Raw genomic sequence first — 20,496 nt, 5'->3', positions numbered from 1 at the left:
TGGGATCTCTCCATCCTCTTGTTTTTGCACAATTCCCTGGGAAAACCGCTGTACCCTTTTCCTGAAATTGCGCTAGCCGCGACGCTCTCGGAGGCTGTCGCTGAGGCGGCGGATGGGGCCGAACAGGCTCTTGCGCAGGAACAGCTGGTCGCCATGGTTCGGCGGGCGCCTGACTTCGATGAAGCCGTGCTGCCTGAGGAACCGGCGCAGCTCCGGCTGCAGCACGCCGCCGTCATAGAAGCGCTGCAACGACACTTCGACGATCACCGCCTTGGCTTGCGCCAGCAGGCCGGTCGCGCCCTTCAGCACCAGCAGTTCCGCCCCCTGCACGTCGGCAGCCACAAGGTCGGCGTTCTCAAAGCGGTTGACCAGCGCGATGTGATCGAGCGTGTCGGTGCCGACCTCTTCGGAACCGCCGGTTTCGCTGACCTGAGGCCAGGTCTGACGGAACAGATCCGTCGCCGCGAAGATCGAGCTCGAAGCCCCCTCATTGCTAAACTGGCGCAGCACGACCTCGTCGCCTGCCTTGTCGGAAGCGAAGGCATTGACCGCGACATGGCGCGTGCCGTGCCCGCTCGGCTTTGCCAGGCGCTCGACCAGTTCCTGGTAGACGCCTGTCGAGGCCTCGACCCACAACACATCGGTCAGTCCGAGCGCCTCGTAAGCATCACGCTCCTCGCCATAATGGGCGCCGACGTGGATCGCCCTCTTCAGCCCGAGGCGCGCGCACAAACCTTCGCGCAGCAGCACGAGCGGCTCGCGTGGCCTTTCGAGAACACCAAACTGGCCGAGTAACTGTCGGAACATTGTTGACCCTGTGCTGGCTGGCGACAACGCCTGCCTCGATCGCCCATTAGACGAGACATTGCCGGTTGGATACAGCGGCGGCGAGACGGCTGTGCATAAGCTTGGTCGGCGGCCCGTGCTTGCGACCCTCGGCGACGCCCCCGTCCTTCGTCATCCCAGGGCGAAGCAGGAGCGCAGCTCCGTCGCGGAGACCCTGGGATCCATGCCGTGACGTTGCAGCGGCGCGCAGGCGGTGTAGGACGTGTGCTCTTCTACACCCTATTTAGCCTTCGTCACCCTCACGGCATGGATCCTCGGGTCAAGCCTCTGGGATGACGAAGCGAGGAGGCCGCGCTCGGCAATCATCACCAAGACGACCACCCTGCCGTTTTCCATCTGCCACAACATCCGCCGCTTCAAATTTGATTTCCGTTTCCGCCGCTGGCACTAAGCGGCATGATTTGCAGCGACCGACACCGATGAAAAAGAGCATCGTCAGCACCATCTATGGCGGCCTTGGCAACCAGATGTTCCAGTTCGCCATGGGCCGCGCCATGGCGCTGCGCAGCCGGAGCGCGCTTGTGCTCGACACCAGGTGGTTCGACAGCTCGCCCTCGGTGAGCTTCCGGCTCGGCCATTTCAACATCGGCCCGGCCGTCACCTCAGGCACGCTGCCGCCACGGCGGAGGCAAGAGCGGCTGCGTTATTATCTCTGGCACGCGACAGGACGCTTCCCGACCCGGGTCAGGGAGAACGGCCTCGGCTTCGATCCGGCGATGCTTTCCCCGCGCAGCAATCTCTGGCTCGACGGCTACTGGCAGTCGGAGTGCTATTTCGCCGATTGCATCGAGGTGATCGCCAACGATTTCCGCATCGTCACGCCGCCCAGCCCGGAGAACGCCAAACACCTCGCGGCAATCGCCGCCTGTCCGGCGATCTCGCTGCATGTCCGGCGCGGCGACTATCTTCTGCCGGAGAACCAGGCGCTGTTTGCCGCCTGCTCCAAGCAGTATTACGCCAAGGCCGTGGACCAGATGATCTCGAAGATGCCGCAAGAGCCGGTCATCTATGTCTTCTCCGACGATCCCGACTGGGCCCGCGACAACCTCGCCTTCCCTGTCGAGAAACGCGTGATGGGCCATAATGGCCGCGACGCCGACTATGAGGACATGCGCCTGATGAGCGCCTGCCGCCATCACATCATCGCCAACTCAAGCTTTTCCTGGTGGGGCGCCTGGCTCAACCCGTCGCCCGACAAGATCGTCATCGGGCCGGCGTCGTGGTTTGCCGATCCCAAGGCCAGCAATCCCGACATCCTGCCCGATGGCTGGCTGCCCTTGTCCAATCAAGGCTGAGCGCCAGGCCTGAGCACAAGGGCTGAGCAACCGCCTCCGGCCGCAGGCTCTCAGCCTTGCGGGACGATCGCCTTCAGCTCGGGAAATTTCTCGTCGAAGCGGGCGGCCCAGCGCTTGAGGCGTGGGCGGCCCTTCTCCCACTTGCCGGGGAAGCGCAGGTCGAGATAGCCGATCGCCGCCCGGAGCGCGATCTGGCCCGTGGTGATCGCCTTGGGCAGTTTCGGCGGATTGGCGTTGAGCAGGTCGAGCGCGCGCGTCACCTTCGACCACTGCTTGTCGATCCAGGGCTGGTGAATGATCTCTTCCGGACGCCCGCGGCGTTCGTAGACGATCGCGAGCAGGCAATCGCAGATGCCGTCGGCCAGCGCCTCCAGGCGTTCGGCATCGAGGCGCTTGTCGGCGTTGCGCGGGAACAGCTTGTTGCCGGACAGCCGGTTCAGGTACTGGGTGATGACGCGGCTGTCATAGATGCTCTGCCCGTCATCTGTGATCCAGACCGGGATCTTGCCGAGCGGATTGGCGTCGGTCAAAAGCGCCGGCTGCGGGCCGGTCTCGACGGTGACTGTTACAACTGGAATGCCGGCATAAGCGGCCGCCATGCGGACCTTGCCGCTGTAGGGCGAAGCGGGAGAATAGAAAAGTTTCGGCATGGAGGTCCCCTTTTGCGCCGGCGACCATATCAGCACGTGCTGTTCCGGCAACATCCGGCTGCCGGAATCAGGGCGCCAAAATCGGAGTCCGCCAGAATCAGGGGCAAAAATCAGCGGCCGCGCACCGGCGGCATCACCACCTTGTCGAGCCGGCAGGCGCGGCGGTCGATCTCGGGACAGGCGCGGAAGGCGAGATCCTTGCCCATGCAGATGCGCAGCTCGCGCAGATAGCGGCGGTCGCAGGTCACCGCGACCGCATCGGCCGGCATATCGGGATTGGATTGCAGGAAGGCACGCTCGGCCTGGCCGGGCGCCAGCGTGCGATAGCTGGCCAGGCTCTTGAATTCCTTTGGAATTTCGATTCTGTCGCGGGCCGCCCGCAAGACCTTGAAATAGTCGTCCTGGCCAAGCCCGCTGCAGGTGCCATGCTTGCGCCACTGGTGACGGATCAGGCCGGCCGAGGGGATCAGGTCGTAGAGGCCGTGCAGCCTGTCGCTTGACACGTCGCTGACGTTTGTCGGGCAGTTCTCGGGATAACCGCGCTCATATTGCGGCCACAGGCCATGCACGACGAAGCCATAGGGGCGGCCTGCGCGGCATTGCTGGCCGTTGGCCTGTTCACCCTCGGCCTCGCAATAGCTCGGCGACCAGGACAGAGCCAGCACATAGAAGTCGAACCCTTGTCCACGCGGGACAGCCGCGTCGCTGGTCCCGGTGGCAGGCCCGGTGGCAGGCTTGCCGGCAGGCCCGGTGACGGGCTTGTTGGCAGCCCCAGTGGTAGCCTTGTCGGCAGCCCCGGTGGCAGATTTGTCGGCGGGTTGCGACTGCTCGGCCGGCGCACAGGCCGCCAGCAAGGCAAAGGCCGCAGCTGTCAGCGCGGCCTTTGCGAGATTGCGGATCATGTCAGCCCGGCTCGCCTCAGCGCAGGACGCGGCAGCGGCCGTTATAGACATACCAGCGGTCGAAGCCGGAGACGCAGAACTCGACATTGTCGCCGATCGAGGCAAAGCCCATGCCCTCCTCGATCAGGTACCAGATGTCGCGGTCAGCACCATCGGACAGGACCACTGTCGCGCCGCAATAACGGCGGCCGATCGGATGGTTCTCGTCGGCCGGCTCGTAGCGGTGTTCGTGGATGCGCTGGAAATCGGTGATGGCAACCTCAGGCAGGTTCGGCACGTGGCGGACCTGGTAGCTGAAACGGCTGGTGATGCGGTTGAGCACGGCAGCGTTGCCGCAGATGCCCGGATCGGAATAGTCGGCGCCGACGGAGAGGTCGGCTGCCTGCGCGGAGCCCGCGCCCGACAGGGCCGTTCCGAGGCCGATCATAACGGCAAAGATGGTGCTGGCGACGCGACTCATGGTTCCCACTCCAAGGCTTGTGGCGCGCAGTTTGCGGTGTCGCCGCTTCGCGGTCAAGAAGCGGCGTCTTCGCCCGCCAGCCACTCGACCGACCAGCGCGCGCCGGGGCCTTCGGCCAGCAGCTTGCCGAGCGCCGGCAGCATGGTGTTGAGCTCGGCTTCGAGCTGGTAAGGCGGGTTGACCACCACCATGCCGGTGCCGTCGAGGCGCGGCTCGGCCGAGGGCGGCCTGATGTAGAACTCGATGTCCATGATCTTGGGGATGCCGGCATCGCCAAGCGCCTCACGGAACGCCGCTACCGCCTTGCGGTCCTTGACCGGATACCACAAGGCGAAGATGCCGCCCGGCCAGCGCCGGTGCGCCTTCTTCAGGCCCTCGACCAGCCGGTCGAACTCGCCGCCGATCTCGAAGGGCGGATCGACGAGCACCAGGCCGCGCTTTTCCTTGGGCGGCAGATGCGCGCCGAGCGCCAGCCAGCCGTCGAGCTCGGTGACGCGGGTCTGGAAGTCGCCTTCGAAGTGCTGGGCAAGCGTCCTTGCGTCCTCGGGGTGCAGTTCGATCGCCGACAGGCGGTCCTGCTTGCGCATGAGATGCCGCGCAATGACAGGCGAGCCGGGATAGCGCGAGATGCCGCCCTCTGCGTTGACGGCCCTGACTGCGTCGAGATAGGGCGCCAGCAGAGCTGCGGCGTCAGCGGGCAATCGGGCCTCGATCAGGCGGCCGATGCCGTCATGCCACTCGCCCGTCTTTTCGGCCTCTTCCGATCCGAGGTCGTAGAGCCCGATGCCGGCATGGGTGTCGATGACGCGAAACGCCTTGTCCTTGCGCTTGAGATAGTCGACCAGCCGGGCGAGCACGGCGTGCTTGACCACGTCGGCAAAGTTTCCGGCATGATAGGCGTGGCGATAGTTCATGACCTGTCGGCGTCCCTGCCCCAGCGCGGCGCAGGAGGTGGCGAATTGGGCGGCCGGGAGTTGGGATTGTCGGGCCGGCTGTCCTTCTTGCGGCGCAAGGACAGCACCAGGCCGACAAAGCCTATGGCCATCAGCGACAGCCCGATCGGTTGCGCCCGCTGGTCGACCTCGAGGCCGCCCGACCGCAAGATGAGATCGACGCGCTGGATCTGGATGTTGTCGGCGTCGCCCTGCTCGATGACGAAGCGGTAGCTGCCCGGCTGGACCTCGCGGATCAGCCCGGCATCGTCGCGGAACACCGGATCGGGCAGCTGCGGGCTGCGCTCGCGCGGCGTGGTGTCGTAAAAATTCAGCGCCTCGGCCAGCACGGTCTGGCCGCGCGTCGAGGCGGTGATGGTCAAGACGGCACTTGCCGGATTGACCTGCGGCGGCGCCAGCGTGGTCAGATCCACCAGCACACGCACCGGCGCATCGCTCGACGCCAGCGCGACCTCGACCGGACGATAGCCGCCTGACCGGTCATAGGCGCGGTAGGTGCCGATCTCGCGGCCGGCAAAATTGGTCGCCGCCCAGGGATACAGGATGCCGAGACCGGTGCCGGCAAGCAGGATGATCAGAAACAGGAACCGCATGTCGCTCGTTACTCTGGACCGAAACAGCAATCGCCCCGACCGGGCGATTTTTTCGTACTACGGCTTTTGCGGCGTGGCGGAAAGGGTCGCCCGGCCATGCGAGGCAACTTCCCGCTCCATCTCGTCGAGCAGCATGTCGAGCCCGAGGTCGAAGGTCTTGTCGAACGCGGCCACGGTGAAGAACGGGCCGGCCGCAGCGACATTGGGATAGTCGCGCCGCAATTGCGCGTCGTCGACAACAGTCACCGCCGAGGCGCCCCTGGCGTAGCCTGCCGTCTCGTCGAGGATCGCCCCCATCAGATAATAACCGACCGCGCGGAACAGCCGGGCGGCGCGCTCCTTGCCGAAGCCGCCATCCTCGAACACGCCGAGCACGCCGTCGAGCCAGGCCAGGCATTTGGGCGAATTCATGCGGTAGGTGACGAGGAACGGCGCGAAGGCCGGATGGGCGCGCCCGATGGCGCGGAAATCGCCCACGACAGCCCGTGCCCGCTGCCGCCAGGGCAGTTCACGCGGCGGGATCTGCAACTCGCCGACCAGCCTTTCGACCAGCGCCTCGAACAGATGCGCCTGCGAGGCATAGTGATGGTAGATGCTCATCGCCTCGCAACCGAGCGCCTGCGCCAGCTTGCGCATCGAAAAGCCGCCCAGGCCCTCGCGCTCGATGACCTCGAAGGCGGCCCGCTCGATCATGTCGCGCGACAGCTTCGCTCGCTTTTTGTTGATCGCCCTGTCCATCCGCTCGCCTTGACAACTTACACTGTAAGGATCATCAATTCGCGTACCTTACACCGTAAGGGAAAAATGATCCAGAGGAGGAAGTCATGCCCGCATATGCATCCATCTTCGCCTCGTTCCGCCGCTCGATGACGGTCCTGGCCGGTACAGCTAGCCTTGCCATCTCGCTTGCCGCAATGCCCCTGCCCGCTGTTGCCGACGACTATGACGCGACAGTCAAGGACATCCAGAAGACGATGGGCACAGTGCCCGCATTCATCAGCCAGTTCCCGAGGGCGGGCCTGCCCGGCGCCTGGGCGGAGCTGAAGGCGATCGAGCTCAGCGACAAGACCGCCCTGCCGCCGAAGACCAAGGCGCTGATCTCGCTTGCCGTCGCCGCCCAGATTCCGTGCAGCTACTGCATCTGGGCCGACACCGAGAGCGCCAAACAGGCGGGTGCTTCGCCGGAAGAGATCCAGGAAGCCGTCGCCATGGCGGCGCTGACACGCCACTGGAGCACCATCTTCAACGGCATGCAGGTCGATTTCGAGACCTTCAAGAAGGATCTTGGCGGCGAGAAAAGCGCTGCCAAGTAACCTACCGGCTTCGGCAGCGGCGCGGCGGCCCGTCAGGTGCGCCGCGCTTTCTTGTGCGCCGCGCCCGCCTGGCTGTCAGGCCTTGCGCTCCCAGCGCTTGTCGGCACCCTGCTGCCAGTAGGTCACCGTGTGGCCGGCTGTTTTCATCGTCTTCCAGTGTTCGCGCGCGCCTTCGAGCTGGGCCGCGTCATGGCCCTCTAAATGCGCTCCCGATAAGGTATTCCACACGATCTAACCACCTTGTCCCACCTTCGGTGCTTTGCTTCATTGAGCGCATCCTTGATAGCCAAGATAGCTAGGTCGACTTCTGCACACGGACCGATAATTACCTGCTCAACCAATTCATCAACGGTGGCCACTGCCTGAGGCCCAAGTGCTTTCCCAATTGGTATCTTGTAAATTGTTTCAGGTATTCCCTTCGGTGCGGCCTGTGCTTTGAGAGCCTCCAGTGGATCTGATTTGAACATGTTTGGCATGTAAAGTAAGCGCCATTCCTCTTCTTCTCTGAATCCGGGATGCTTTGTCGTAGACAGTATAATCTGCAATTTTGCTACAATAAATTTTATAAATATATCAGCAGGAACCGACGAGAATGCATTCTTGTGCATTATTAAATAGTCTTTGATCTCATCAATCGATTCGAAAAATCCCTTCTCATCAGGATATTCTACCTTTACTCCAATTATCCCGAAGGGCAGATTCATCACCGAATGCTTCTTGATGACAACAGCAGCAGCGACAGCACCGCCACCATACCCTCTCCACATTGAAAGACGTCCGCCTGCATCCTTCTTCTTATCGTGTATCGACAGGCAGGTGATATAGGTTTGATTCTCAACGTATGAAATATTCCCATCAAAAAAATTTGAAAGAGACACAAAAGAGTTCTTGTGACAGTCGTTACACGCTTTTGCGAAAACCGCCCGTCTATTTTGATCTAGGAAGTAAGATAAAAACAATTTTCTTGCGTATCTTATCTCACTAAAATCGTTCATCCCTCTGGCGTTTCTCATCCACACCTCCTGCCTCTGAAGGATGTTTAGAAGCGTACTTGAGGACGTATAGTGCACCAGTATCTTGCTCTTATTCTTTAATATCCTCCTATTTTGCTCCTTCACTCGCGACCAAAGAAGAGATTCTAGGCGCAGCCCCACGTCGTCATTGGCGACAGTCATCATCGCACCCCACTAGACCCTGCTCTAGGGGGCGAACTGTACCTGCAAATTGCTGCCTCGCAACACCAACACCGATAAACTAGGATCATTGTCCTAGAGACAACAGGAACTGGCTACAAAGCAGCTGGCGTGTATCTGTCCGTTCTCATCAACGAACCAGAACTGGTATAGCGAGAAACATCAAACGCCCTGCTGGCCGGCGAACATGTTGCAAATCATCGAAATGTATCTGTCCGAGAAAGGAGCTACTGAAGTAGCCGCCAAGGCAGGTGTCAGCCGTTCAACAGTTTACCAGATAATTGCAGCCATCCCATGCTGCGGCATGCCGTGGCGCTCATCGCTGAATGGGTTCGGCAGGGAGCCGCCGCACAGATCCCGTGCAGCCACTGCATCTGGGCCGACACCGAGAGCGCCAAACAGGCGGGTGCTTCGCCCGAAGAAATCCAGGAAGCCGTCGCCATGGCGGCGCTGACGCGCCACTGGAGCACCATCTTCAACGGCATGCAGGTCGATTTCGAGACCTTCAAGAAGGATCTCGGCGGCGAGAAAAGCGCTGCCAAGTAACCTACCGGCTTCGGCAGCGGCGCGGCGGCCCGTCAGGTGCGCCGCGCTTTTTGTGCGCCGCGCCCGCCTGGCTGTCAGGCCTTGCGCTCCCAGCGCTTGTCGGCGCCCTGCTGCCAGTAGGTCACCGTGTGGCCGGCTGATTTCATCGTCTTCCAGTGCTCGCGCGCGCCTTCGAGCTGGGCGGCGTCATGGCCGTCGAACAGGAACACCGCGCGCTGATAGGGCGTGATGTCGGGCGGCGCAGCACCATCGACGAGGAATCGGATCTCGGCGGCGTTGGCATTGGCTTCCGTCACCGTCAGCACCACTGGCTGGTCGGCGGCGTGCGCCTCGCGGTCGCTGCTGTGGGCGAGAAACGAATCGTCGCGGAAAGTCCACAGATGCTGGTCGAGGGCGTCGCGGCGCTCTTCGCTGCCACACTGCACCACCGCCTTCCAGCCGCGCTGCAGACTGCGCTCGAGCAGGCCCGGCAAGGCATCCTCGAGCGTCGATTCGGTCAGGTGGTAGAAAAGGACTTCAGCCATGAGGCAATGCTATGCCCCAATTCCAGTCGCGGGTGAAGCTTCCCAGGCAACCGCACTGACGACGCGCGGTTGCCTGGACTTGGGCCTTAGCCCTCGTAGTGATCGCGGACGAGGCGATCGAGCAGCCGCACGCCGTAGCCCGAACCCCAGGACTGGTTGATCTCGTTGCTCGGCGCGCCCATGGCGGTGCCGGCGATGTCGAGATGCGCCCAGGGCGTGTCCTTGACGAAGCGCTGCAGGAACTGCGCCGCGGTGATCGAGCCGCCATAACGGCCGCCGATATTCTTCATGTCGGCATTCTTGGAATCGATCAGCTTGTCGTATTCCGAGCCGAGCGGCATGCGCCACAATTTCTCCTGCGTCGCCGTGCCCGCGACGGTCAGGCGCTCGGCGAGCTCGTCATTGTTGGAGAACAGGCCGGCATGGCTCTGGCCAAGCGCCACCATGATCGCCCCGGTGAGCGTCGCCAGATTGACCATGAATTTCGGCTCGAAGCGCTGGTTGCAGTACCACAGCGCATCGGCCAGCACGAGGCGGCCTTCGGCGTCGGTGTTGAGCACTTCGATGGTCTGGCCCGACATCGAGGTGACGATGTCGCCCGGACGCTGGGCGTTGCCGTCGACCATGTTCTCGACGATGCCGATGATGCCGACGACATTGACCTTGGCCTTGCGGGCGGCGAGCGCATGCATCAGGCCGGTGACGGCTGCAGCACCCCCCATGTCGCCCTTCATGTCCTCCATGCCGGCGGCCGGCTTGATCGACACGCCGCCCGAATCGAACGTCACGCCCTTGCCGACGAAGGCGACAGGCTTGTCCTTGGCCTTGCCGCCGTTCCACTGCATGACCGCCAGACGCGGCGGACGCACCGAACCCTGGGCAACGCCGAGCAGCGAGCCCATGCCGAGCTTCTTCATTTCCTTCTCGGTCAGGATCTCGACCTTGACGCCGAGCTTTTCGAGCTCCTTGGCTTCAGCCGCGAACTCGACCGGGCCGAGGATGTTGGCCGGCTCGTTGACCAGGTCGCGGGCAAGCAGCACGCCGCCGACGACGGCCTCGGCGTCGGCAAAGGCTTTCTTGGCGGCAGCCGGATCGGCGCAATGGATGGTGATCTTGGCCGGCTTCCTGTCCTCGGCCTTGCCGTCGCCCCCTTTGTCACCATTGTCCTTCTTGGTCTTGTATTTGTCGAAGCTGTAGCTGCGGAGCTGGATGCCGGAGGCGATGCCGGCCGCGGCCGCGCCATCTGTCGTGACGCCTTGAATGTCGAGGATCACGGCCACTTCGGTTGCCTTGCGCAGCTGCGCTGCGACCACGCCGCCGAGCTTCAGCCAGGCATGATCGTCGAGCGACGCCGCCTTGCCCGTACCGATCGCCACGAGCCGGTCGACGGCGGTGCCTTCGGGCGCCAGCACCTCGACCACACCACCGAATTTGCCGTTGAAGTCGGCGACCGGGAACGCACGATCGAGCGCCTTGGCCGGATCGTTGGCACGCGCCGCATCGCTCAGCCCGCCTTCGTCGGCGGAAAAGACGATGACGGTGCCCTTCTTGGGCGTGCCCGGCTTGGCAAAACTGATCGACGGCTTAGAAGTCATGATATCCCGCTTTCGGATCCCGTTCAGATGGTGCGCGACATTTCGTCGTTTTCGCCGGTTTGGCAAGCCTCCCGTCATGTTGGCCCGATATGATTAAAGCTGAAAATTGTTCGGAAACCTCGTGTTAACCACTTCCGTTCGGCGTTTCTTAGCCATTGGCTAGGAGAGTCCGAATGGCGGGAGAAAGTGTTGGCGGTGCTGACGGCAGTTGTGCCGGCATGCCTTGGACTATAGTTTGGACACCCACCGGCCACGCGACGACAGTCGGCCGGCCAAGTCGGAAACACGGAATCCTGATCATCGATGAAGGTTGTTGAGCGCTACATTCTGCGTCGTGCGTTCGCGGTGTTCATCGCGGCGTTGACGTGGACATTGGCGATCGTCTGGACCACCCAGGTGCTCGGTCGCATCGACCTCGTCACCGACAGCGGCCAGTCGGCGCTGACCTTCTTCGAGGTCGCGGCCCTGATCCTGCCGACGGTCATTCCCATCGTCGTGCCGTTTGCCGTCATCATCGCCGTGGCGCTGACGCTGAGCACGATGAACAGCGATTCCGAGCTGGTGATCCTCAATGCCGCCGGCGCCTCGCGGCTCACCGTCATCCGGCCGATCATCATCCTCGCGGTCTGCGCGGCGATGTTTTCCTTCATCGTCGACAACGTCGCCAACCCGATGGCGCGCCAGCGCAACCGCGAGCTGATCGCGACCTCGCGCGCCGACCTTCTGTCGCTGATCATCCAGGAAGGCACCTTCCGCAAGGTCGACGATGGCCTGTTCGTGCAGGTCGGCGAGCGCCTGCCCAATGGCGGGCTGGGCGGCATCTTCGTCGCCGATTCGCGCGAGCCCAATGTCGACCTCGTCTATTATGCCAAGGACGGCTCGTTCATCGAACGCAACAAGAAGCAGATGCTGGTGATGAATGAGGGCGTCATCCACCGCAAGGCGCCGGGCGGCGAAGTCTCGGTCATCAGCTTCGACTCCTATGCCTTTGATCTCAGTGAGTTTTCCGCTGCCGCCAACGAAGTCACCATGCAGCCGAAGGACCGCTCGACGTCCTATCTGATGCAGCCCCAGCACGGCGACAAATTCTACCAGCGCAACCCGCGCCTGTTCGACGCCGAGCTCAACCGCCGCTTCTCCGACTGGCTCTATTCGATCGCCTTCGCCTTCATCGCGCTTGCCGTCGCCGGCGACGCGCGCTCGCACCGCGAGGCCCGAATCCATCCGCTTGTCACCACGGTGGCGATCGCCCTGTTCTTCCGCTGGCTCGGCTTCTTCGCCAACAGCAAGGCCGAAGCCTTCGCCTGGATCGGCTATGTCGTCTACGCCATTCCCATCGGCGCCTCGCTGTTTGCGCTGTGGTTCATCCGCAACCACCGCAGCATGGAGCTGCCGGTTTCGGTCGCCGACCGCATGGCAGCGGCAGCCGCACGGCTGCGCGACGGCTTCACCGCCTTCCGCCAGCGCCTCACCGGCCGCGCTTCGGGCCAGGGAGCGGCATGATGGGCTGGACGCTTGGCCGCTATTTCCTCATCCGCTACGCCGTCATCACGACGTGGTTCTTCATCGGCATCTACGCGCTGATCTTCATCATCGACGTCACCGAATTCTCGAGCAATGTCGGCGGCCTGCCCGGCTTCAAGTTCTCGATCGCGATGACCGTTTCGGCCCTGCGCGTGCCGATGATCATGCAACAGACCGTGCCGTTCGTGGCACTGTTCAGCGCCATGGCGACGCTGGTTTCGCTCAACCGGCGTTATGAGCTGGTGATCGCGCGCGCCGCCGGCATCTCGGCCTGGCAGTTCCTGTTGCCCTGCTGCATCGGCGCGCTGCTGTTCGGCCTGGTCACCGTCGGCATCCTCAACCCGATCGCCGCTTACGGCTTCTCGCATTCCGAAACCATCGAATCCGAGCTGCGCTCGCGCCAGTCCAATTCGGTCTCGGCGTTCTCGGCGCCGTGGCTGCGCCAGAAGGCCGAGGGCACCGAAGTCATCATCGGCGCCCGCGCCGTGCTCAACCAGGGTCTCGAGCTGTCGGACGCGGTGTTCTTCATCTTCGACGACAAGGGTGACATGGTCGAACGCAAGGACGCCGAGCGCGCCTATCTGCGTGACGGCCACTGGGAACTGGTCAATGTCCGCAGCATGAAGGGCGGCAAGAATTTCACCTCCCAGCCGGTCGATCAGGTGCCCACCAACCTGAAGCCCGAATTCGTCCAGGAACGGCTGGCGCGGCCCGAAACGATTCCCTTCTTCGAGCTGCCGTCGAAGATCGAAGTGGCGCGTTCCTTCGGCCTCAGGGCCAACGCATTCGCCATGCAATTTCATTCACTTGTCGCCCTGCCCTTCCTTTTGGTTGCAATGACGCTCATTGCTGCAACAGTGTCGATGCGATTTGCACGTATGGGGCAGTCGGCAACGATGATTCTGGGTGGCGTCGTCGCCGGCTTTCTGCTTTATGTCGTTTCGGTTCTGGTCAAAGCATTTGGCAATGCGGGATTCGTGCCGACTTATATTGCGGCGTGGTTTCCAGTAGTGGTCGCAATGTTTTTCGGGGTGACGTTCCTGCTTTATAAAGAGGACGGTTAGTTGAGGGGCGCAATGGCCAACCGCAGGGCCCATATGGCAGGCCTTCTGGGCGCAACCGCGCTCGCGTGCCTGTTTGCGGTCGCGCTGCCGTCCGCACCTGCTTTCGCGCAGACTGTCGCCGACCTCGCACCCAGCGTGCCGGAAGGCGCGCAGATGCTGCTCGAGGCGGACACGCTGGTTTATGACAACGACGCCAGCACCGTCACTGCGGTGGGCGGCGTGCAGATCGACTATGCCGGCAACCGCCTGGTCGCCCAGCGCGTCACCTATGACCGCAAGACGTCGCGGCTGATCGCCAGCGGCAATGTCGAGGTCGTCAATTCCGACGGCACCAAGATCTTCTCGCAGGAGATCGACATCACCGACGACTTTGCCGACGGCTTCGTCAACACGCTGCGCATCGAGACCGTCGACAAGACCTATTTCGCCGCCGAGAGCGCCAAGCGCGAAGGCGGCTTCCTGACGACCTTCAACAACGGCGTCTACACCGCCTGCGAACCTTGCGAGGCAAAGCCCGACAAGGCGCCGATCTGGCGCGTCAAGGCACAGAAGATCATCTGGAACGGCAAGAAGAAGACTGTGCGCTTCGAAAACTCGAATTTCGAGTTCTTCGGCTTCCCGATCGCCTTCCTGCCGGCCTTCGAGATCGCCGACCCGACGGTCAAGCGCAAGAGCGGCTTCCTGATGCCCGGTGTCAGCTTCAACAGCAAGCTCGGCATCGGCGTGTCCGTTCCCTATTATTTCGCGCTTTCGCCGACCTACGACCTCACCGTCAAGGGCACCGGCTACACCAAGCAGGGCTTCCTCGGCGAAGCCGAGTGGCGCCAGCGCTTCAACAATGGCGAATACAGCCTGAAGATGGCCGGCATCTACCAGATGAATCCGGACAAGTTCGACGTCAACACGGTCGATCGCGGCCCGACCGGCGACGAAAACAAGCTGCGCGGCATGGTCGGCACCAAGGGCCATTTCGACCTCAACCCGCGCTGGGCCTTCGGCTGGAACATCCTTGCCCAGACGGACAAGAATTTCTCGCGCACCTACAGCATCAACGGCTTCTCCGAGAGCACGCACCGCTCGGAAGTCTATCTGACCGGCCTCAACGACCGCAACTATTTCGACCTGCGCGCCATGCGCTTCCAGGTCCAGGAAGAAGCGCTCGACAGCGACCCGAATGCCCGCGCCGACAAGCAGCCCTGGGTGCTGCCGTCGCTCGACTATGCCTATATTCCCGACGCGCCGCTGGCCGGCGGCGAGCTGTCGTTCAACGTCAATTCGCGCGTCATCCAGCGCTCGGATCTCGATGCCAACCTGACGGCGCCGAACGGTCCGACGGTCCACGGCATCGAAGGCACGTCGAGCCGCATCACCGCCGAAGCCCAGTGGAAGCGCACCATCGTCACCGATGGCGGCCTGCTGGTCACACCGCTGCTCGCCTTCCGCGCCGACGGCAGCTATGTCGACGCGTCGGCCGCTTCGCTCGCCGCCATCAACACCATGGCCGCCGACCCCCGCATCAACGTCGCCGAGGACGTGCGCTCGTCGCTGTTCCGCTACATGGCGACGCTTGGCCTCGAACTGCGCTGGCCGGTGCTGTTCTCGTCGACCAGCTCGACCCATGTGCTCGAGCCGATGGCGCAGATCTTTGCCCGCCCGAGCGAAAGCGCCATTGGCGGCCTCGGCATCCCCAACGAGGATGCGCAGAGCTTCGTCTTCGACGCGGCGTCGCTGTTCGAGCGCGACAAGTTCTCCGGCTACGACCGCATGGAAGGCGGCACCCGCGCCAATCTCGGCCTGCGTTATTCCGGCAGCTTCAACAATGGCTGGACCACCAATGCGCTTGTCGGCCAGTCCTACCATCTTGCCGGCGACAACTCGTTTGCCGCACCCGATCTCGTCAATGCCGGCGCCTATTCCGGCCTCGAGACCGACACGTCGGACTATGTCGCGCTCGCCGGCATCGCCAGCCCGAACGGCTTCTCGGCTTCGGTCAGCGGCCGCTTCGACGAGCGTACGTTCGATGTCCGCCGTGCCGAGATGAAGGTCGGCCTCGACGCCCGTCCGCTCGCCGTGTCGGCGCGTTATGCCTTCATCCAGGCGCAGCCGCTCTACGGCTTTGCCAACGACCGCCACGAAGTGACGCTGGGCGCCACCGCCCGCTTCAACGACCAGTGGCGCGTCTTCGGCTCCGGCACCTACGACATCCAGGGCGACCTGCTCGTCAAGAACGGCGTCGGCTTCGCTTATGACGACGAGTGCTTCACCTATCTGATGTCCTATTCCGAGAGCCGCGATCACAACAAGCCGGACGAGGTCTCGCGCACCGTCGGCTTCAACATCTCGTTCCGCACGATCGGCGACTTCGGCAACGCGACGAGCGCCTTCTAAGGCAGTGACGGGACGGCGGCGGGGGCGGCCTGACATCGTTTTGCCGCATAACGCAGCCAATGACGGGGCACGTATCCGGGCAATGTCCGGATCTGGGGTTTGAACGGGACTTATTTCTATGCGGAAGCACCTCTTTTCGGCAGGCCTTGCCCTGCTCGTGGCGGCGACGTCGCTTTCGATCACCGCCTACGCACCTCCGGCTCATGCCAGCGAGATCAAGTACATCGTCAACGATGTGCCGATCACCAGCTACGACATCCAGCGCCGTGCGGCTTTCCTCAAGCTGCAGAAGCGCAAGGGCGACGCCGGCCAGGAGATGATCGAGCAGACGCTGCGCATCGCCGAGATGAAGCGGCTCAACATCCGCATCTCCGACAAGCAGGTCGACGACGCCTATGCCCGCTTCGCCGGCTCCAACAAGCTCAAGCCGGCGCAGATGGACCAGATCCTCGGCCAGGCCGGCGTAACCTCGAGCCACTTCAAGGACTATATCCGCGCCCAGATGGGCTGGAACCAGGCGCTCGGCGCCCGCTTCCGCTCGGCTGACGGCGGCGGCATGTCGACCGAGCAGGACGCGGTGCGCCGCATGCTGCAGCAGGGCGGCGCCAAGCCGAGCGCCACCGAATACATGCTGCAGCAGGTGATCTTCGTCGTTCCCGCTTCCGAGCGCGGCACGATCGGCAAGCGCAAGCGCGAGGCCGATCAGATGCGCGCCCGTTTCAACAGCTGCGACCAGACACGCGAATTCGCCAAGGGCCTGCTCGACGTCACCGTGCGCGACCTCGGCCGCGTCATCGCCCCGCAGTTGCCGCCCGAATGGGCCGATCAGATCAAGAAGCTCAAGGCTGGCGGTGCCACGCCGGTGCGTGAGACCGACCGCGGCGTCGAGTTCATCGGCGTCTGCAGCGCGCGCGAAGTCTCCGACGACAAGGTCGCCCAGATGGTCTTCCAGGCCGAAGGCGCCACCGGCAAGGGCGGCGACGCCAAGGCCGAAGAGCTCAACAAGAAGTACCTTGAAGAGCTGCGGGCCAAGGCCCGCATCGTCACCCGCTAGGCCGTGGCTTCCAGCAGCCTGCCACTGGCGCTGACGTCGGGCGATCCCTCGGGCATTGGCCCCGAAATCGCTGTCGCCGCCTGGCGGCAGCGTGTGGCGGCCGGCGTGCCGCCCTTCTATCTGCTTGGCTGTCCGAAGCTGATTGCGGCGCGGGCGCGCGCCCTTGGCGTCGACGTCGCCATCGTCGAGACCGACCCCGCAGGTGCTGCGCAAGCCTTCGCGGACGCCCTGCCCGTGGTGCCGCTCACAGCGCCATTCATCGACACGCCGGGCCAGACAGACACCGCCAATGCCGCCGGCATCATCGAGGCCATCGACCGTGCGGTGGCCGACACCTTCGAAGGCCGGGCCGCTGCCGTCGTCACCTGCCCGATCGCCAAGAAGCCGCTTTATGACGCCGGCTTCCGCTTTCCCGGCCACACCGAATATCTCGCCCATCTCGCGACCGAGCGGACCGGCGTCGACACCACCCCTGTGATGATGCTCGCCGGGCCGGAACTGCGCGCGGTGCCTGTGACCATCCACATCGCGCTGGCAGAGGTGCCGAAGGCGCTGACCACCGAGGCCATCGTCGAGACCGCGCGCATCACCGCACGCGACCTCAGCGCCCGCTTCGGCATATCAAGGCCACGCATCGCCGTCTCCGGCCTCAACCCGCATGCCGGCGAAGGTGGCGCGATGGGCCACGAGGACGAGCGCATCATCCGCCCGGCGATCGCCGCGCTCAAGGCGGAAGGCATCGACGCCTTCGGTCCCCTGCCCGCAGATACGATGTTCCACGCCCGGGCGCGTGCCGGCTACGACGCAGCCATCTGCATGTATCACGACCAGGCGCTGATCCCGGCCAAGGCGCTGGCCTTCGACGAGACCGTCAACGTCACGCTCGGCCTGCCCTTCGTCAGGACCTCGCCCGACCACGGCACCGCCTTCGACATTTCAGGCAAGGGCATCGCCCGGCCCGACAGCCTGATCGCGGCGCTCAAGCTGGCGCGGCTGCTCGCCGACGGCGAGGCAAAGGCATCATGAGCACCAGCATCGACGGCCTGCCGCCGCTCCGCGACGTCATCGAACGCCATGGCCTGCAGGCCAAGAAGGCGCTCGGCCAGAATTTCCTGCTCGACCTCAACCTTACCGGCAAGGTGGCACGCGCCGCCGGCGACCTGACCGGCGTCACCGTTATCGAGGTCGGCCCCGGCCCCGGCGGCCTGACACGCGCGCTGTTGATGCATGGCGCGAAGAAGGTCATCGCCATCGAGCGCGACGAGCGCTGCCTGGCCGCCCTTGCCGAGGTGTCCGACCACTATCCCGGCCGGCTCGAGGTGGTGTCGGGCGATGCACTGAAGACCGATTTCGCCAGCCTCGCCGCTGGTGAGCCGGTCAAGATCGTCGCCAACCTGCCCTACAATATCGGCACCGAGCTTCTGGTGCGCTGGCTGACCGTCGAGACCTGGCCGCCCTTCTACCAGTCGCTGACGCTGATGTTCCAGCGCGAGGTCGCCGAGCGCATCGTGGCAAAGCCAACCAGTTCCGCCTTTGGCCGGCTCGGCGTGCTGGCGGGCTGGCGCACCGATGCCCGCATCGCCTTCGACGTGCCGCCGCAGGCCTTTACGCCGCCGCCCAAGGTGACCTCGTCGGTGATCCATCTGGAGCCGCGCCGGGAGCCGCTGGCGGCCGATGTGAAGGTGCTTGGCCGGGTCACCGAGGCAGCCTTCGGCCAGCGCCGCAAGATGCTGCGCCAGAGCCTGAAAAGCATGGGCGGCGAAAAGCTGCTGCAAGCTGTCGGCATCGACCCAACCCGCCGCGCCGAAACGCTCAGCGTCGAGGAATTCGTGGCACTGGCAAAGGCGGTCTGAGACCACCCTCCCCGCGGATTATCCTTCCCGCAAATTACCTCCCCATTGTGAGGAGGGTGTCGGCGAGGCCGACGCGCGGGCGTGGCTGAATACCCCGACCCCGACGCTGCGCGTCGACCCTCGCCATAAGAAGGAGGGTAGGCGCCACAAGAAGGAGGGTAAGAAAACCTCAGAGCTTCTCGTCGAGCAGTTTCGAGACGAAATCGAACAGGCCGGGCCGGCGGTCGCGGCGCAGGCGCTCGGCGGCAACGATGGCGCGGACTTCGGCGAAGGCGCGGTTGAGGTCTTCGTTGATCACGACATAGTCGTATTCGCCCCAGTGCTCGATCTCGTCGCGGGCGTTCTTCAGCCGCGTCTCGATCACCGCGTCCTGGTCCTCGGCGCGGCGCTTGAGGCGGGCCTTCAGCTCGCCCATGGACGGCGGCAGGATGAAGATCGAGACGATGTCGCCGCGCATCTTTTCCTTGAGCTGCTTGGCGCCCTGCCAGTCGATGTCGAACAGCATGTCGCGCCCTTGCGACATGGCAAGCTCGACCGGCTCGCGCGGGGTGGCGTAGAAATTGCCGTGGACCTCGGCCCATTCGAGCAGCGCGTCATTGTCGCGCAGCAGCTCGAACTCGCGCTTCGAGGTGAAATGATAGTGGGCACCGTCGATCTCGCTGCCGCGGCGCGGACGGGTGGTGACGCTGACCGACAGCTTCAGTTCGGGATCGGTTTCGATCAGGTTGCGCGAGATTGTCGACTTGCCGGCGCCCGACGGCGACGACAGGACCAGCATCAAGCCGCGCCGCTTGATGACGATGGATGGGGTCTCGGCGCTCATGCGCTACTCCAGATTCTGAACTTGCTCGCGGAACTGATCGACCACGGCCTTCAGTTCCAGCCCGATGGCGGTCACTGCGGCGGCATTCGACTTCGAACACAGCGTATTCGATTCGCGGTTGAATTCCTGCGCCAGAAAATCGAGCTTGCGGCCGATGGCGCCGCCGCCGGCAAGCAGGATGCGTGCGGAGGCGACATGGGTCTTCAGCCGGTCGATCTCCTCGCGGATGTCGGCCTTGGTGGCGAGGAACGCCGCTTCCATGTTGAGCCGCGTCTCGTCGAGCGCGGGTGATGCCTCGAGCAGCAGCCGCACCTGTTCGGCCAGGCGCTGGCGGATCTGCGCCGGCTCGCGCGACGGGTCGGCTTCGGCCTGCAAGGTCAGCGTCTCGATGGTTGCGATGTGGTCCGACAAAAGCGCGCGCAGCGCCTCGCCCTCGGCCTTGCGCGCCTCGACCAGACCGGCGAGGCCCTTTTCCAGGCCGTCCATGATCACCGCGTCGATCGCCGCCCGCTGCTCTTCCGTCTCGACCGCCTCGGGCATGTCGAACACGCCGCGCAGGGCAAGCAATCCGTCGGCGCTGGCAGGGGCCGCGCCATATTGCTGGACCAGGCGGGTGGCAAGCTCGGCCACGTCGCGCAGGAAATTTTCGTTGATGACCGGCTGCACCATAGCGCCGGCCGTGCGGCTGACGGTCAAGGTCGCCTGCACATTGCCGCGCGAAAAGCGCTTCTGGATCGCCTGCCTGACCGCCGGTTCGAGCCGCTCGAAGCCCTGCGGCAGGCGCAGGCGCACGTCGACGCTCTTGCCGTTGACCGACTTCACCTCCCAGGCGATCGCCGTTCCCTGGTGCTCGGCGGCCACGCGGGCGAAGCCTGTCATGCTTTGTAGGGTCATTTGGGTAGGGTCATCTGGGCAGGTTC

Annotated in this window: 21 protein-coding genes and 1 pseudogene; 9 read left to right on the top strand and 13 right to left on the bottom strand. The window is 63.9% G+C overall.

All coding sequences use genetic code 11. From position 1 onward, the window contains the following. Positions 1-72: 72 nt before the first annotated feature. Positions 73-807, bottom strand: coding sequence for an FkbM family methyltransferase (locus tag Amn_RS09965; protein ID WP_286296663.1), 735 nt, complete (start codon positions 805-807; stop codon positions 73-75). 458 nt (positions 808-1,265) lie between these two features. On the opposite strand from Amn_RS09965, the gene Amn_RS09960 reads away from it, so the two are divergent. Next, positions 1,266-2,141, top strand: coding sequence for an alpha-1,2-fucosyltransferase (locus Amn_RS09960; protein WP_286296659.1), 876 nt, complete (start codon positions 1,266-1,268; stop codon positions 2,139-2,141). A gap of 50 nt (positions 2,142-2,191) precedes the next feature. On the opposite strand, the gene Amn_RS09955 is transcribed toward Amn_RS09960, so the two are convergent. The 6 genes from Amn_RS09955 to Amn_RS09930 all read right to left on the bottom strand — a co-directional run bounded on the left by Amn_RS09955 (position 2,192) and on the right by Amn_RS09930 (position 6,437). Beyond that, the gene (locus Amn_RS09955; RefSeq protein WP_067966846.1) at positions 2,192-2,791 is read right to left on the bottom strand and encodes a glutathione S-transferase family protein; all 600 of its coding nucleotides are present in this window, start codon (positions 2,789-2,791) and stop codon (positions 2,192-2,194) included. Between the two features lie 110 nt (positions 2,792-2,901). Beyond that, the gene (locus Amn_RS09950; RefSeq protein ID WP_286296656.1) at positions 2,902-3,693 is read right to left on the bottom strand and encodes a ribonuclease T2 family protein; all 792 of its coding nucleotides are present in this window, start codon (positions 3,691-3,693) and stop codon (positions 2,902-2,904) included. A 16-nt stretch (positions 3,694-3,709) separates the two neighbouring features. Then, positions 3,710-4,153, bottom strand: coding sequence for a hypothetical protein (locus Amn_RS09945; RefSeq protein ID WP_286296654.1), 444 nt, complete (start codon positions 4,151-4,153; stop codon positions 3,710-3,712). Between the two features lie 53 nt (positions 4,154-4,206). Next, positions 4,207-5,067, bottom strand: a complete 861-nt coding sequence (locus tag Amn_RS09940; RefSeq protein WP_286296652.1) for a 23S rRNA (adenine(2030)-N(6))-methyltransferase RlmJ — start codon at positions 5,065-5,067, stop codon at positions 4,207-4,209. Further along, entirely contained in the window at positions 5,064-5,699 is a 636-nt protein-coding gene (locus Amn_RS09935; protein WP_286296650.1) for a hypothetical protein, read from the bottom strand. The genes Amn_RS09940 and Amn_RS09935 overlap by 4 nt, the downstream gene beginning before the upstream one ends. Positions 5,700-5,756: 57 nt before the next feature. Then, entirely contained in the window at positions 5,757-6,437 is a 681-nt protein-coding gene (locus Amn_RS09930) for a TetR/AcrR family transcriptional regulator (RefSeq protein WP_286296648.1), read from the bottom strand. A gap of 86 nt (positions 6,438-6,523) precedes the next feature. On the opposite strand from Amn_RS09930, the gene Amn_RS09925 reads away from it, so the two are divergent. Further along, complete coding sequence (locus Amn_RS09925) at positions 6,524-7,012, top strand: carboxymuconolactone decarboxylase family protein (RefSeq protein WP_286296646.1); 489 nt, start codon at positions 6,524-6,526, stop codon at positions 7,010-7,012. Between the two features lie 75 nt (positions 7,013-7,087). Here Amn_RS09925 and Amn_RS09920 read toward each other — a convergent pair. Next, positions 7,088-7,210, bottom strand: a pseudogene (locus Amn_RS09920) (DNA polymerase III subunit chi); the annotation flags it as partial. Further along, positions 7,210-8,187 carry a DUF2971 domain-containing protein gene (locus Amn_RS09915; protein WP_157097137.1) on the bottom strand — a complete coding sequence of 326 codons (978 nt, stop codon included), beginning with the start codon at positions 8,185-8,187 and terminating at the stop codon, positions 7,210-7,212. The pseudogene Amn_RS09920 and the gene Amn_RS09915, both read right to left, overlap by 1 nt. Positions 8,188-8,499: 312 nt before the next feature. Between Amn_RS09915 and Amn_RS09910 the strand changes: the two genes are divergently transcribed. After that, positions 8,500-8,751, top strand: coding sequence for a carboxymuconolactone decarboxylase family protein (locus Amn_RS09910; protein WP_083948638.1), 252 nt, complete (start codon positions 8,500-8,502; stop codon positions 8,749-8,751). Positions 8,752-8,825: 74 nt separating this feature from the next. Here Amn_RS09910 and Amn_RS09905 read toward each other — a convergent pair whose 3' ends face one another. Further along, positions 8,826-9,275, bottom strand: a complete 450-nt coding sequence (locus Amn_RS09905) for a DNA polymerase III subunit chi (protein WP_286296643.1) — start codon at positions 9,273-9,275, stop codon at positions 8,826-8,828. Between the two features lie 86 nt (positions 9,276-9,361). Next, a complete protein-coding gene (locus tag Amn_RS09900) occupies positions 9,362-10,870 on the bottom strand; it encodes a leucyl aminopeptidase (RefSeq protein ID WP_286296639.1) in 1,509 nt (502 codons plus the stop codon). Positions 10,871-11,173: 303 nt separating this feature from the next. Here Amn_RS09900 and lptF point away from each other — a divergent pair, with 303 nt between their 5' ends. From lptF to rsmA, 6 genes are all read left to right on the top strand, one after another. Then, a complete protein-coding gene (gene lptF / locus Amn_RS09895) occupies positions 11,174-12,373 on the top strand; it encodes an LPS export ABC transporter permease LptF (protein ID WP_067964057.1) in 1,200 nt (399 codons plus the stop codon). Continuing rightward, positions 12,370-13,458: an LPS export ABC transporter permease LptG gene (gene lptG, locus Amn_RS09890; protein ID WP_067964059.1), complete on the top strand. Its 1,089-nt coding sequence runs from the start codon at positions 12,370-12,372 to the stop codon at positions 13,456-13,458. The genes lptF and lptG overlap by 4 nt, the downstream gene beginning before the upstream one ends. A 12-nt stretch (positions 13,459-13,470) precedes the next feature. Further along, positions 13,471-15,846, top strand: coding sequence for an LPS-assembly protein LptD (locus Amn_RS09885; protein ID WP_286296636.1), 2,376 nt, complete (start codon positions 13,471-13,473; stop codon positions 15,844-15,846). 118 nt (positions 15,847-15,964) lie between these two features. Next, positions 15,965-16,900, top strand: coding sequence for a peptidylprolyl isomerase (locus Amn_RS09880; RefSeq protein WP_286296635.1), 936 nt, complete (start codon positions 15,965-15,967; stop codon positions 16,898-16,900). Between the two features lie 3 nt (positions 16,901-16,903). Next, on the top strand, positions 16,904-17,926 hold the full coding sequence (pdxA, locus tag Amn_RS09875; RefSeq protein ID WP_286296633.1) for a 4-hydroxythreonine-4-phosphate dehydrogenase PdxA: 1,023 nt from the start codon (positions 16,904-16,906) through the stop codon (positions 17,924-17,926). Next, a complete protein-coding gene (gene rsmA, locus Amn_RS09870) occupies positions 17,923-18,753 on the top strand; it encodes a 16S rRNA (adenine(1518)-N(6)/adenine(1519)-N(6))-dimethyltransferase RsmA (protein ID WP_067964066.1) in 831 nt (276 codons plus the stop codon). Before pdxA ends, rsmA begins: the two co-directional genes overlap by 4 nt. Positions 18,754-18,922: 169 nt before the next feature. Here rsmA and gmk read toward each other — a convergent pair whose 3' ends face one another. Both gmk and Amn_RS09860 read right to left on the bottom strand, forming a co-directional pair. After that, a complete protein-coding gene (gene gmk, locus Amn_RS09865) occupies positions 18,923-19,576 on the bottom strand; it encodes a guanylate kinase (protein ID WP_067964069.1) in 654 nt (217 codons plus the stop codon). Positions 19,577-19,579: 3 nt separating this feature from the next. After that, positions 19,580-20,470, bottom strand: coding sequence for a YicC/YloC family endoribonuclease (locus Amn_RS09860; RefSeq protein ID WP_182574419.1), 891 nt, complete (start codon positions 20,468-20,470; stop codon positions 19,580-19,582). Between the last annotated feature and the right edge of the window lie 26 nt (positions 20,471-20,496).

This window comes from Aminobacter sp. Y103A (assembly GCF_030294925.1).
Taxonomy (GTDB): Bacteria; Pseudomonadota; Alphaproteobacteria; order Rhizobiales; family Rhizobiaceae; genus Aminobacter; species Aminobacter ciceronei.
Note: the sequence above shows the minus strand (reverse complement) of the source record. Positions and strands in the feature narration are given on the sequence as shown.